We start from the raw sequence: 12,543 nt of genomic DNA, 5'->3' as shown, positions 1-12,543 counted from the left end.
AATGATAGAATTTCGCCATGTCAGTAAAACCTTTTCCAGAAAAGGGCATCCGGTTCTGGCCCTGCAGGATATTAATCTCAGTATCGACCGGGGCGATATTTTCGGCATTATTGGCTACAGCGGCGCAGGAAAAAGCACCTTATTGCGGCTGATTAATCGGCTGGAAACGCCGGGCGAGGGCGAGGTGGTGTTGAATGGTGAGCCGCTACAGGACTGCAGCGGCCAGCGACTGCAGGCGATCAAAAAAGATATCGGCATGATCTTTCAGAATTTTAATCTGCTGAATTCGAAAACGGTATTTCATAACATCGCTATCCCGCTTATTTTGCAGGGCCGCGACAAGGCCTTTATCCAGGCGCGGGTTGCGGAGCTGCTGGCGTTTGTCGACCTGAGCGACAAAATGCACAGCTATCCTAATGAGCTGTCGGGAGGGCAAAAGCAGCGGGTCGGTATCGCCCGGGCGCTGGCCACCAACCCGTCGGTGCTGCTGTGCGATGAAGCCACCTCGGCGCTCGACCCCCACACCACGGTACAGATCTTACTGCTGCTGCAGGAGATTAATCGCCGCTATGGCATCACCATTGTGCTGATTACTCATGAAATGTCAGTGATCCAGAAAATCTGTCACAAGGTGGCGGTGATGCAGGCCGGGCGCATTGTTGAGCAGGGGACGGTGTTCGATCTCTTTGCCCAGCCGCAGCATCCGGTCACCGCCAGTTTCGTGCAGTCGGTGGTGCACGATCGCCTGCCGCAGCGGGTGGCGTCGCTCCTGCAGCGCGATAACGGCGCCCGGGCTTTACGCCTCGAATTTATCGGCGCGACGGCCCGGCAGCCGATCATTAACCACCTGATCCGCGAGTATGCTGTCGAGGTGAATATCCTGTTTGCCAGCATGTCCGAAGTTCAGGGCCGGATACTGGGATTTATGATTGTGCAACTCCTCGGCGAGCCTGACGAAACCGAAGGCGCTATCACCCATCTGGCCGACGCAGGAGTGAAAATCACCCATGTTTGATCTGATTGATACCGCCATTACCGGCGAGCAGTTTCTGCTGGCGCTGCATGATACCCTGATTATGGTCGCCATCTCACTGGGCTTTGGCGCGCTGATCGGCGTCCCGCTGGGAATTGTGCTGGTGGTTTGTCGTCCCGGCGGCATCGTGGCCAACCCGGTGGTGCATCAGGCGCTGAATCCGCTGATTAACGTGCTGCGCTCGCTGCCGTTTATCATTTTGCTGATTGTGATCCTGCCCTTCACCAGGCTGCTGGTGGGCACGACTATCGGCACCGCGGGGGCCATCGTGCCGCTGATCGTTTTTGTCGCCCCCTATATTGCCCGGCTGGTGGAGAGCTCGCTGCTGGAGGTGGATGAGGGGATCCTTGAGGCCGCAGACGCCATGGGCGCTACCCCTCTGCAGTCCGTCTGGCACTTTATGCTGCCCGAGGCGGCGGCGTCGCTGATTCTGGCCCTTACCACCGCGACCATCGGTCTGCTTGGCGCGACCGCCATGGCGGGAACGGTGGGCGGCGGCGGGATCGGCGATCTGGCGATCACCTACGGCTATCAGCGCTTCGACGCCTTTGCCACCCTCACCACCGCCCTGGTGCTGATTGTTATTGTCCAGCTTATTCAGACGCTGGGTACCCGCCTGGCTCGCCGGCTGCGTCGCGAATAACCGCTAATCCGCGCCGGGGTTGCCCCGGCTAGCGTGCGCAGACCGCGGCGAAGGCGCTGGCTACCCGCGCAATATTGCCGTGGTTGAGCCCGGCCACACAGACCCGACCGCTGGCGATCAGATAGATGCCGTGCACTTCGCGCAGAACGTCTACCTGATCGGCGCTAAAGCCGGTGTAACTGAACATGCCGCGCTGGGTCAGCAGATAGGAAAAATCCTCCGCCGGCAGGGCTGTCTGCAGGGATTTCACTAGCGCGACGCGCATGGCGCTGATGCGGGTGCGCATGGCCTCCACTTCTTCCTGCCACAGGGCATTCAGCTCGGGATCGTAGAGCACCTGCGACACCACCTGGGCGCCAAACCCCGGCGGGCTGGAGTAGTTGCGGCGCACGGTGGCTTTCAACTGGCCCAGCACGCGCCCGGCGGCATCGGCATTGTCACAGACCACCGACAGGCCGCCGACACGCTCGCCGTACAGCGAAAAAATCTTCGAGAACGAGTTACTAACCAGCGCCGTCAGCCCGGCGCTGGCGATGGCGCGGATGGCATAGGCATCTTCATCCAGCCCACGGCCAAAGCCCTGGTAGGCAATATCGAGGAACGGGATCAGCTCCCGGGCGATCAACACCTCAATCACCCGATCCCACTGCTCGGGGGTGAGATCGGCCCCCGTCGGATTATGGCAGCAAGGATGGAGCAGCACGATGCTGCGCGACGGGAGCTGCTGGAGGGCGGCAAGCATGGCGGGGAAATTGACCCCGCGAGTGGCGCTGTCGAACCAGGGATAGGTATGCACCTCGAAGCCCGCCCCGGCAAAGATGGCCACATGGTTCTCCCAGGTCGGATCGCTGACCCAGACCGCGGAGTCGGGGAAGTAGCGCTTGAGAAAATCCGCGCCCACCTTCAGCGCGCCGGAGCCGCCCAGCGTCTGGATGGTGGCGATGCGTCCGGCACGCAACGCCGGATGATGTTCGCCAAACAGCAGCGTCTGGACCGCGCGGCGATAGGGCGCCAGTCCCTCCATCGGCAGATAGAGGCTGGCCTTTTGCAACTGGCTCTGTAGCCGGTCAGCGGCCTGGCGGACCGCCTCCAGCTGAGGAATGATGGCCTGCTCGTTATAGTACAGCCCGATGCTGAGGTTAACTTTGTCTGCCCGGGGATCCTGTTGAAAGGCTTCCATCAGCGACAGGATAGGATCGCCCGCGTAGGCGTCGACGTTCTGGAACACAGTGGTTACTCCTGAAATGACCGTTAAAGGTGAAGCCATTACACCGCATAGCGTCCGGGGCGGTGGTTCATGGCGATAATCGAATTCAAAATCACGGCGCCGAGGACAGAGACCAGCAGCATCGGCAGGCTAACCACCCACAGGGAGGCGGTGACGATGCAGGCGTCCACTACCATCTGGAATTTACCGGCGCGGATGCCGCTTTTATCCTGCAGATAGAGGGCCAGAATATTGACGCCGCCGAGGCTCGCTTTATGGCGGAACAGCACCACAAAGCCGATACCGACCATGATGTTGCCGAAGAGGGTGGCGTAATAGGGGTTCAGGCGATCGACATGGATAAAGTAGCCGTGCAGGTCGGAGAACAGCGACACCAGTCCGACCGCGCAGAAGGTTTTCAGCGTGAAGGCGGCGCCCATCCGCCGGACGGAGAGCCAGTAGAAGGGCAGATTAATGGCGAAGAAAACCACGCCGAACGGCAGGTGGGTGGCGTAGTGGATCAGAAAGGCCATGCCTGCCGTCCCGCCGGTCAGGGCACCGGCCTGACGAAACAGGATAATACCAAAGGAGATCATTAGCGTGCCGAACAGCAGCGCCAGGGTATCCTCCAGCCAGGTGTGGGTCAGTTTTTCAGGGGAAAGGACGTTATCCATAAATAAGCACTATCTTTTCGTTAACAAGGATAAGCGCTTGTTTGCAAAAATCGCACCAGCGGAGAGTGCCCGGGCGATCGTTTGCGGAAAAAATAGCCGTGGTTTAGCCTAACCTGTTGTTCTGACAGGAAGAGAAAATTGCACGGGTCGTGCGTTTTATGGTTTCCTAATGCGTGAATTGTGCGAATTTGCCGCTTGTCGCGCATTGTCTGGCCCCGCGTCTGCACCAGCGCAGGGCACTGTGCCCCGGTTCAGCGCAGCGGGGTCGTGCCCGGCATCAGCTGGCCGTTCTCTTTCAGGCGGTTGAGCACAACGGCAGTTTTCAGATGGGCCACCCCTTTGTTTTGCGCCAAAATATGGCTGATCAAATGGCTCAGACCGGGCAGGTCCGGGACCGTTACCCGCAGCAGATAATCGGCGTCGCCGGTGGTTTTCCAGGCGTCCAGAATGGCGTCCACTTCACTGAGCATCTGATGAAAGCTCTCCACGCATTGCGGGGTGTGATTCAGCAGACGCACCTCAATCAGGCCAAGCATCTCCTGCCCGGCGGCATCCGGCGCCAGACGCGCATGGTAGCCGAGGATAAGCTGCGCCTGTTCAAGGGCGATACGGCGGCGCGAACACTGGGAAGCGGACAGTCCGATAAGCTCGCTCAGTTCCTGATTGGTTAAACGGCCATTGGCCTGCAGCAGGGTAAGAATTTTCAGATCATAGTCGTCGATGTTGTACATAGTGGCCACTAGCGGAACGTAAAAGTGGCTAACAGCCTAACAGTTTTTTGCCTGGCGTGAAGCCTGGGCGGACGGCGGCAAAGCGGATGCACCAAAACGGGTCAGGTTCATGCATTAAGTCGCTCTTTTTCTCATGATCTGTGCGTAATCTGGCCATTTTTCGCGTGTGATGCGCCAGGTCAGCGCCGCGATGAGCAGCTACCGGAACTGATACGAAAACAATAATTGAATATAATTCAATGAATTACTTTTTGTCTGCTGCTGCGCGGCGTTCCGCTGGCCTGAAAGTTGCTACCGGCGAAAGTGACTTTTTACAGACAGGGGCAGGTCAGAGATGACAACGCAGCAAGAGCATCAGTTAAAACGCGGGTTAAAAAACCGCCACATCCAGTTGATTGCCCTCGGGGGGGCGGTCGGCACCGGACTGTTTTTAGGTATTGCGCAAACGATCCGTATGGCAGGCCCTTCGGTCCTGCTGGGATACGCCATCGCCGGGGTTATCGCCTTCTTTATCATGCGTCAGCTTGGCGAAATGGTGGTAGAGGAGCCGGTGGCGGGTTCGTTCAGCCATTTCGCCAACCGCTACTGGGGGCCCTTCGCCGGGTTTATGTCAGGCTGGAATTACTGGGTGTTGTACGTGCTGGTAAGCATGGCGGAGCTGACGGCGGTGGGGATCTATATTCAGTACTGGTGGCCGGAGGTACCCACCTGGCTGTCGGCGGCGATCTTCTTCGTGGCGATCAATGCCATCAACCTGACGCACGTCAAAGTGTATGGCGAGCTGGAGTTCTGGTTCTCGATTGTCAAAGTGGCCGCCATCATCAGCATGATCGCCTTTGGCTGCTATCTGTTATTTAGCGGTCACGGCGGCCCGGCGGCGACGGTGGCCAACCTATGGCAGGACGGGGGATTTTTCCCTAACGGCATCACGGGCTTGGTGATGGCTATGGCGGTGATCATGTTCTCCTTCGGCGGGCTTGAGCTGGTGGGGATCACCGCGGCGGAAGCCGATGAGCCGCATAAAACCATTCCCAAAGCCACCAACCAGGTGATCTACCGGATTCTGCTGTTTTACGTGGGGTCGCTGGCGGTCCTGCTGTCACTCTACCCGTGGCGGAACGTCGTGGAAGGGGGAAGCCCTTTTGTGCTGATCTTTCACGCCATTGACAGCAATATTGTGGCCAACGCCCTCAATCTGGTGGTGCTCACCGCCGCGCTGTCGGTCTACAACAGCTGCGTCTACTGCAACAGCCGGATGCTGTTCGGCCTGGCTCAGCAGGGCAACGCCCCGCGTGCGCTGCTGCGAGTGAACCACCGCGGGATCCCATTGACCGCCCTGGCGGTATCCGCCGTCGCCACGGCGCTTTGCGTGGTGATTAACTATGTGATGCCCGGGAAAGCCTTTGCCCTGCTGATGGCCCTGGTGGTGGCCGCCCTGGTCATCAACTGGGCGATGATCTGCATCACTCATCTTAAGTTCCGCCGCGCGATGCAGCGGGCCGGGAAGGTAACGGCTTTCCAGAGTTTCGCCTATCCCCTGACAAACTGGCTGTGTCTGCTGTTTCTCGCCGGGATCCTCGGAGTGATGTATCTGACCCCGGACATCCGCATCTCCGTCTGCCTGATCCCGGTATGGCTGCTGATCCTTGCCGCAGGCTATCTGCTGCGCAGGAAAAGCGCGCTGGAGCCGGTGGCGGCGCTGGAGGAGCGTTAATCTGCGATGCCCTGCGTGGCGGCAGGGCGATATTGTTGCGCTGAAAACATATAGCGCCAATATATAGGATGGTTTATATAATTACGATAAATGATAACTAACAATATCACGCTGAATATAAATGAGAATGTGAGGTGACCGCGCGCTTTTTATTGATCTTGCGTACCGCTTTGCTACTATCCAGCCGGCATTGAGTCTTTATTTTATAATGCCTGGAAATGGAATGGTAAAATACATAATGGAGTAGGGTATGAAGCATGTGCACAAGCTGGCCTGGATTGGCCTGTTCGTCAATATTATTATCTGTTTTGTCGCGCGTAATTTATTACTCGATGAAGGACAACTGAATTTCCATAGTCGGGTGGACAGCATGTGGTCCTGGCTGGTTCTTGCCCTGTTTATCGCCGTGGTGGTTCAGGCGCTCAGCATTATGCTGTCTGGCCGCTATCCTTATATGGCCATTGTGCTAGCCTTTATTGGCGGTATCGTGATGATACCCATCAGCATGATCTTTCTGGTCGGCAGCCTGTTCAGCTTTCAAACGCGGATTAACGCCGGTTTTACCCCGTGGCGGTCAACAACCGGGGCGATGAGCCGCGACGATAATCACCAGCTATTAACCTTTAATGCATCCGCTTTTTATCCGCAGGGAGCGCTGGCGCTCATCGCCGGGATAATTATCTTAATGATTGGCATGGGTATTGGCGGCGTATTTATTGCCGCCGGTATTCTGGCGCTGTGCAACGGCTATCGTCTGCAGAATCGGGTGGTGATTGGCGTCAGCGGCGAGTCGATGATATTTACGCCGGGTCTCTATGCCGACACCTACATTATTCCTTTGCGCGATGTAGTTCTCGCTGAGCGCGGCAGTCATGATGCGAAAGTCCGGCTGCTCATCCCGTCGACAGGCAGAAGTATCACCTTGCGCAAAAAAATGCTCGCCGGCGATAACGTCAGCGACACCTTCGCTGCGATCCTTGCAAAACTGACCACCGTTTAGCGCCGGCAGGAAGAAAAGCCGCCAGCGACAACGAGGGCCCTGGCGGCGGAAGGGGAAACATCAACGGCAGGCGCGTCGGCCTGGCCTTTGGTATACAGCAACAGGCTGCCTGTTAATCCACGTTAGTAAAATAATCGCGCGCGGCGGTCTCGACGCGCTTCGCGTCCAGCCCGGTCTTCTCAGTGATCTGCTCGATAAACGGTTTAAATTTTTCGTCCATCACGTTCCCTCCTTCCCAGTGGGCGACGTAAAATTTGCACTGATAGCGATAAAAATGGAGAGTGGTATCTCCTAACGTGTAGTACATGAGCTTCTCCTGTCCGGTATTGCGGTCACCGCGTCCACAGCGTCAGCAACCTTTTTCTCATCACGATCGATCTGTTCTCTATCCTCCTCCCAATTGGCTGAAATTTCCAGCGGTGCTTTACGCAAAAAGGCAGGATAAAGAAAGGATAATCTGCTGACAGGCAGTGATTATTTCTGGAGTCAGGGCGGTGACCCGGTTACCTGCGGGCCGCGCAGATAACCGGAGTAGCGACAGGCTTAGCGCAGCGCGTTGCGCTCGTCGGCGGTCAGGTCGAGGGTCTGCGCCACGCCGCTTTCCGCGGAACGCACCGCCGCTTCCAGAACGGCCATTACCGCCAGCGCTTCAACCGGTGGCACCGGATTGGCGATCTGGCCCTTCAGCGCGTCGCGGATCTGCATATAGTACTGGCGCTGATCGCCCGACGGGGTAGGCTGAGTTTGGGCCTGCAGCGAGGCGTCATAGATCACCAGCTTGTCATCATCCTGACCCCAGCCGGCGCTCCCCGCTACCACACCCGCCAGCAGCTGGCTCTCCTGCTGGTCGGCCCGCGCTTTGACAACGCTGCCTTTATCGCCATGCACCATGAAGCGCGAGGAGCCCCCCGCGACCAGCATGCTGCAGTGGAGGATCGCTTTATGCGCCGGGTAGTTTAACACCACGTGCGCCCAGTCGTTGATCTCTGCGCCGTCGCGCAGGGTGGCAATGTTGCCCTGTACCGACTGCGGCAGACCAAACAGCTGCAGCGCCTGATCGATCAGGTGCGGGCCCAAATCGAACCATAAGCCGCTGCCGGGAACGTTCTGCTCGCGCCAGCGGACGCGGACTTCCGGGCGGAAACGGTCGAAATGGGACTCAAAATGTTTCACCGTGCCGATGGCGCCCTGCTCAATAACCTGACGGATCCCGAGATAGTCGCTGTCCCAGCGGCGGTTATGGAAGACGGAGAGCAGGCGCTGTTTCTCCTGCGCCAGGGCGATCAGCTCCCGGGCCTCCTGCATATCAAGGGTAAAGGGTTTGTCCACCACCACATGCTTGCCGGCGTTCAGCGCCAGGCGGGCCAGCGGCGCGTGCGTGGCGTTGGGGGAGGCGATGACCACCAGATCGACATCCGGATGCTGGACCGCCGCTTCCGGGGAGGCGATCACCGTGACGTCCGGCAGGTCGCGTTTGACTTTTTCTTCATCACGCGAGGCGACGAAGGCCAGGTTCAGGCCCGGCACCGAACGGATAAGCGGCGCGTGGAAGGTCTTACCGACGAAGCCATAGCCAATCAGGGCGATATTTATCGTGTTGTTACTCATCAGGTTCTCCGCGTTGTTAAGCGTCAGCAATATGTACAGAGAGGGCAGGGTCATCCCCCAGCTCAGGCCAGGGACGATCGAGGAAAAGATGGTGTATGTCGCTGAGACCGGCCACCAGCCAGGGTTCGCAATGGTTGACTTTGGTATGGTCCGCCACCAGCCAGTGTTCCGCGCTGGCGGCGAGCATGGCGCGTTTTACGTCGGCATCGGCCTCCTGGCTGGCGCTCAGTCCAAGCTCGGCATGCAACGCGCAGGCGCCGAGAATCGCGATATCGGCGCGGTAGCGCGACACCAGCGACAGCGTGGCGCTGCCGGCGAACAGCCGCTGCTCACTGTCCCACTGGCCGCCAAGCAGGATGAGCTGGATATCGGCGCGGTCGCTAAACAGCTGGGCGATATCCAGCGACGCGGTGATCACGGTCATGGGGCCTTTCAGCTGGGTAGCGACGGCCAGCAGGGTACTCCCGGCGTCGAGAAACAGCGTCGAGCCGGAGGGGATGCGCGCGGCGACCTGCTGGCCGAGACGCTGCTTGGTTCCGGGGAGCAGGGCGTTTCTTCCCTGGCGCGTCATCGCCGGGACGTTAAGCGCGATGGCGCCGCCGTGGCTTTTCTGCAGTACGCCCTGGTTTTCCAGCTCGCTGAGATCCCGGCGTATGGTATCGGCCGATACCTGCAGCGCATCAACCAGTTCGCTGATGCTCAGCTGACCGGTTTCACTTAGCCGGTCGAGGATGTGTTTTTGTCGGGCGAGCTTATGCATGACGAGAGACTCCGCAAGTTGACGCAATAAGCGGCATAATACAGCATAAAGTCGCAAAATAAACCGCAAAAAGTCGCACTGAGGCGCGCAAAACCTGAAGAACTTGATTTCACTACACTTTAACGTTAAATGAGGAAGGTGGGCGCGGCCCGGGGGAAAGCGCTTTTTAATGAAGCGATTAGCCCCTTTCACCGGGCAATAAACAGCGAAAAAGCGCGCTTTCGCGTACCTTATACAGAGTGCGTGCAATGTGACAGGCATGGATTAACGGAGGTTGAGTGGACGCGATTAAAGGCTCGGAGTTGCAGATACCGGACGCGATCTTCGCGTGGGTGCTCGACGGGCAGGGGGGCGTGAAGCCGCTCGCCGATAACGATATTATCGACAAAGAGAAGCCCTGCTGGCTGCATCTCAACTATACCCATAGCGACAGCGCCGACTGGCTGGCGGCCACCCCGCTACTGCCCAATAACGTGCGCGATGCCCTAGCAGGCGAGAGCACCCGACCACGGGTAACGCGGATCGGCGACGGGGCGCTGATCACCCTGCGCTGCATCAACGGCAGCACCGATGAACGCCCAGACCAGCTGGTGGCGATGCGTCTCTATATGGATGAGCGGCTGATCGTCTCCACTCGTCAGCGCAAAGTGCTGGCGCTCGACGATGTGCTGGGCGACCTGAAGGAGGGCAATGGGCCGACGGACTGCGGCAGCTGGCTGGTGGAAGTCTGCGACGCGCTGACCGATCATGCCAGTGAGTTTATTGAACAACTGCACGACCGAATAATCGACCTCGAAGACGACCTGCTCGATCAGCAGGTGCCGCCGCGCGGTTTCCTTGCCCTGCTGCGTAAACAGCTGATCGTGATGCGCCGGTATATGGCGCCGCAGCGCGATGTTTACGCCCGGCTGGCCAGCGAGCGCCTGCCGTGGATGAGCGACGATCAGCGGCGGCGGATGCAGGATATCGCCGAGCGGCTGGGGCGCGGGCTGGATGAGATCGACAGCTGCATCGCCCGCACGGCGATCATGAGCGATGAGATCGCCCAGATTATGCAGGAGTCGCTGGCGCGGCGGACCTATACGATGTCCTTGATGGCGATGGTGTTTCTGCCCAGCACCTTTTTAACTGGCCTGTTCGGCGTCAACCTCGGCGGGATCCCTGGCAACAGCTGGCATCTGGGGTTTAGCCTCTTCTGCCTGATGTTAGTCGTTGTCATCGGTGGTGTTGCATGGTGGTTACATCGCAGTAAATGGTTGTAAAGAATCGCCTTTTAGCAGCGACGATGCCGGGAAAACCCGGCAATGTTTGAGCGAAATCAATAAACCCTCTACCCATTCAGGGCAATATCTCTCTCGCAGGTGAATGCAACGTCAAGCGATGGGCGTTGCGCTCCATATTGTCTTACTTCCTTTTTTGAATTACTGCATAGCACAATTGATTCGTACGACGCCGACTTTGTTGAGTCGGCTTTTTTTTTGCGCTCTCCTGACCAGCTTCTACGCTTACTAAGACACCCGACGGTCTTCAGGCCGTTTACGCCTGCGGGTACGCCCGTATCACTTTCCGGGAGGCCACTATGCATTACGCTTCAGGGCTGACAGCCCAGTCTATCCCCATCTCGCCCGAGCCGAACGATCCGGTTCCTTTACCCGATCCACGACCGCGTCCGCAGCCGCAGCCCGATCCGCCGCCTGATGAAGAGCCGATTAAATTGTCGCATCAGGCGCGGAGATCTGCGAGGATACGCGCCTGCAGATCGTCTGTCCTTTAATACGAGAATACATTGTGACCGCTTTTTCTACCCTGACTGTTTTACCTGCCGCCCAATTAGCCAACCTTAACGAGCTGGGTTATCTGTCGATGACGCCGGTTCAGGCCGCCGCCCTGCCGGCGATCCTCGCGGGGAAAGATGTGCGCGTGCAGGCAAAAACCGGCAGCGGAAAAACGGCCGCCTTCGGGCTGGGTCTGTTGCAGCATATCGATCCGTCGCGCTTTGAGACCCAGTCGCTGGTGCTGTGTCCGACCCGCGAACTGGCCGATCAGGTTGCCGGCGAGCTGCGCCGTCTGGCGCGCTGCCTGCCGAACATCAAGATTTTGATGCTCTGCGGCGGGCAGCCGTTTGGCGCCCAGCGCGATTCACTGCAGCACGCCCCGCATATTATCGTCGCCACTCCGGGCCGTCTGCTCGATCATCTGCAGAAGGGGACGGTCTCTCTCGACGCGCTGCAGACCCTGGTGATGGATGAAGCGGACCGCATGCTCGATATGGGCTTCAGCGACGCCATCGACGAGGTGATCCGCTTCGCGCCGGCTGACCGGCAGACGCTGCTGTTTTCCGCCACCTGGCCTGCGGCAATCGCGGCGATCAGCGGCCGGGTGCAGCGTCATCCGGAAACGATTGAGATTGACAGCGTCGATGCGTTACCGGCTATCGAACAGCAGTTCTTTGAAGTTTCCCGCCACGGCAAGATTGCGCTGCTCCAGCGTCTGCTCAGCCAGCATCAGCCGGCGTCCTGCGTGGTGTTCTGCAATACCAAGCGCGATTGCCAGGCGGTCTGCGATGCGCTCAACGCCGCCGGGCAGAGCGCATTATCGCTGCACGGTGACCTCGAGCAGCGCGACCGCGATCAAACGCTGGTGCGCTTCGCGAACGGCAGCGTCCGGGTTCTGGTGGCGACCGATGTCGCTGCCCGCGGCCTGGACATCAAATCTCTCGCGCTGGTGGTGAACTTCGAGCTGGCCTGGGATCCGGAAGTGCATGTGCACCGCATCGGCCGTACCGCCCGCGCCGGCGAACAAGGTCTGGCTATCAGCTTCTGCGCGCCGGAAGAGGCGCAGCGCGCCACCATTCTGGCCGACATGCTGCAGTTATCCCTCAACTGGCTGCCGGCGCCGGCGGGTAACGCTATCACGCCGCTGACGGCGGAGATGGCGACGCTGTGCATCGACGGCGGAAAAAAGGCGAAAATGCGCCCGGGGGATGTGCTGGGGGCGTTGACCGGTGATATGGGATTTGATGGCGCCGATATCGGCAAAATTAACGTCCACCCGGCCCACGTCTATGTGGCGATCCGCCAGAATATGGCGCAGAAGGCGTATAAGCAGTTACAAAACGGCAAGATCAAAGGCAAAGCCTGCCGCGTACGACTGCTGAAGTAAGGGCAGAATAG

Annotated in this window: 13 protein-coding genes; 7 read left to right on the top strand and 6 right to left on the bottom strand. The window is 58.8% G+C overall.

Annotated features, from left to right (window positions below):
• Position 1 precedes the first annotated feature (1 nt).
• Entirely contained in the window at positions 2-1,015 is a 1,014-nt protein-coding gene (locus ACLH1I_RS11420; RefSeq protein WP_151628556.1) for a methionine ABC transporter ATP-binding protein, read from the top strand.
• Positions 1,008-1,676, top strand: coding sequence for a methionine ABC transporter permease (locus ACLH1I_RS11415; RefSeq protein WP_151628557.1), 669 nt, complete (start codon positions 1,008-1,010; stop codon positions 1,674-1,676). Before ACLH1I_RS11420 ends, ACLH1I_RS11415 begins: the two co-directional genes overlap by 8 nt.
• A gap of 28 nt (positions 1,677-1,704) precedes the next feature.
• Here the strand turns inward: ACLH1I_RS11415 and ACLH1I_RS11410 are convergent, their stop codons facing one another.
• The 3 genes from ACLH1I_RS11410 to ACLH1I_RS11400 form a co-directional block, all read right to left on the bottom strand.
• Positions 1,705-2,904 carry an amino acid aminotransferase gene (locus ACLH1I_RS11410; RefSeq protein WP_151628558.1) on the bottom strand — a complete coding sequence of 400 codons (1,200 nt, stop codon included), beginning with the start codon at positions 2,902-2,904 and terminating at the stop codon, positions 1,705-1,707.
• Between the two features lie 38 nt (positions 2,905-2,942).
• Entirely contained in the window at positions 2,943-3,557 is a 615-nt protein-coding gene (locus ACLH1I_RS11405) for a YitT family protein (protein WP_040218056.1), read from the bottom strand.
• Positions 3,558-3,808: 251 nt separating this feature from the next.
• Entirely contained in the window at positions 3,809-4,288 is a 480-nt protein-coding gene (locus tag ACLH1I_RS11400; protein WP_002902405.1) for an Lrp/AsnC family transcriptional regulator, read from the bottom strand.
• Positions 4,289-4,622: 334 nt separating this feature from the next.
• Between ACLH1I_RS11400 and ACLH1I_RS11395 the strand changes: the two genes are divergently transcribed.
• Together ACLH1I_RS11395 and ACLH1I_RS11390 are read left to right on the top strand one after the other, a co-directional pair.
• The gene (locus tag ACLH1I_RS11395) at positions 4,623-6,002 is read left to right on the top strand and encodes an amino acid permease (protein WP_004203977.1); all 1,380 of its coding nucleotides are present in this window, start codon (positions 4,623-4,625) and stop codon (positions 6,000-6,002) included.
• Between the two features lie 250 nt (positions 6,003-6,252).
• Positions 6,253-7,002, top strand: a complete 750-nt coding sequence (locus ACLH1I_RS11390; protein WP_004203979.1) for a hypothetical protein — start codon at positions 6,253-6,255, stop codon at positions 7,000-7,002.
• Positions 7,003-7,114: 112 nt separating this feature from the next.
• On the opposite strand, the gene ACLH1I_RS11385 is transcribed toward ACLH1I_RS11390, so the two are convergent.
• The 3 genes from ACLH1I_RS11385 to ACLH1I_RS11375 all read right to left on the bottom strand — a co-directional run bounded on the left by ACLH1I_RS11385 (position 7,115) and on the right by ACLH1I_RS11375 (position 9,370).
• Complete coding sequence (locus ACLH1I_RS11385; protein WP_004203980.1) at positions 7,115-7,309, bottom strand: hypothetical protein; 195 nt, start codon at positions 7,307-7,309, stop codon at positions 7,115-7,117.
• 236 nt (positions 7,310-7,545) lie between these two features.
• Positions 7,546-8,664: an oxidoreductase gene (locus ACLH1I_RS11380; RefSeq protein WP_064794803.1), complete on the bottom strand. Its 1,119-nt coding sequence runs from the start codon at positions 8,662-8,664 to the stop codon at positions 7,546-7,548.
• Positions 8,627-9,370 carry a DeoR/GlpR family DNA-binding transcription regulator gene (locus ACLH1I_RS11375; protein ID WP_004203983.1) on the bottom strand — a complete coding sequence of 248 codons (744 nt, stop codon included), beginning with the start codon at positions 9,368-9,370 and terminating at the stop codon, positions 8,627-8,629. The genes ACLH1I_RS11380 and ACLH1I_RS11375 overlap by 38 nt, the downstream gene beginning before the upstream one ends.
• 278 nt (positions 9,371-9,648) lie before the next feature.
• On the opposite strand from ACLH1I_RS11375, the gene zntB reads away from it, so the two are divergent.
• The 3 genes from zntB (at position 9,649) to dbpA (ending at position 12,532) form a co-directional block, all read left to right on the top strand.
• On the top strand, positions 9,649-10,632 hold the full coding sequence (zntB, locus tag ACLH1I_RS11370; protein ID WP_004203984.1) for a zinc transporter ZntB: 984 nt from the start codon (positions 9,649-9,651) through the stop codon (positions 10,630-10,632).
• A 335-nt stretch (positions 10,633-10,967) separates the two neighbouring features.
• A complete protein-coding gene (locus ACLH1I_RS11365; RefSeq protein ID WP_369707506.1) occupies positions 10,968-11,144 on the top strand; it encodes a hypothetical protein in 177 nt (58 codons plus the stop codon).
• Positions 11,145-11,158: 14 nt separating this feature from the next.
• Positions 11,159-12,532, top strand: coding sequence for an ATP-dependent RNA helicase DbpA (gene dbpA, locus ACLH1I_RS11360; RefSeq protein WP_004203986.1), 1,374 nt, complete (start codon positions 11,159-11,161; stop codon positions 12,530-12,532).
• Positions 12,533-12,543: the final 11 nt, after the last annotated feature.

It is taken from the genome of Klebsiella sp. 1SOBk10mer (genome assembly GCF_046602535.1).
Classification (GTDB): domain Bacteria; phylum Pseudomonadota; class Gammaproteobacteria; order Enterobacterales; family Enterobacteriaceae; genus Klebsiella; species Klebsiella quasipneumoniae.
The sequence above is the reverse complement of the archived record's forward strand: the minus strand, read 5'-3'. Positions and strand labels throughout refer to the sequence as shown.

Bases quoted from the DNA above. Each gene is read 5' to 3' on its own strand.
- ACLH1I_RS11420 (WP_151628556.1), top strand. From the start codon at position 2: ATGATAGAATTTCGCCATGTCAGTAAAACCTTTTCCAGAAAAGGGCAT.
- ACLH1I_RS11415 (WP_151628557.1), top strand. From the start codon at position 1,008: ATGTTTGATCTGATTGATACCGCCATTACCGGCGAGCAGTTTCTGCTG.
- ACLH1I_RS11405 (WP_040218056.1), bottom strand. From the start codon at position 3,557: ATGGATAACGTCCTTTCCCCTGAAAAACTGACCCACACCTGGCTGGAG.
- ACLH1I_RS11400 (WP_002902405.1), bottom strand. From the start codon at position 4,288: ATGTACAACATCGACGACTATGATCTGAAAATTCTTACCCTGCTGCAG.
- ACLH1I_RS11395 (WP_004203977.1), top strand. From the start codon at position 4,623: ATGACAACGCAGCAAGAGCATCAGTTAAAACGCGGGTTAAAAAACCGC.
- ACLH1I_RS11390 (WP_004203979.1), top strand. From the start codon at position 6,253: ATGAAGCATGTGCACAAGCTGGCCTGGATTGGCCTGTTCGTCAATATT.
- ACLH1I_RS11385 (WP_004203980.1), bottom strand. From the start codon at position 7,309: ATGTACTACACGTTAGGAGATACCACTCTCCATTTTTATCGCTATCAG.
- ACLH1I_RS11380 (WP_064794803.1), bottom strand. From the start codon at position 8,664: ATGACCCTGCCCTCTCTGTACATATTGCTGACGCTTAACAACGCGGAG.
- ACLH1I_RS11375 (WP_004203983.1), bottom strand. From the start codon at position 9,370: ATGCATAAGCTCGCCCGACAAAAACACATCCTCGACCGGCTAAGTGAA.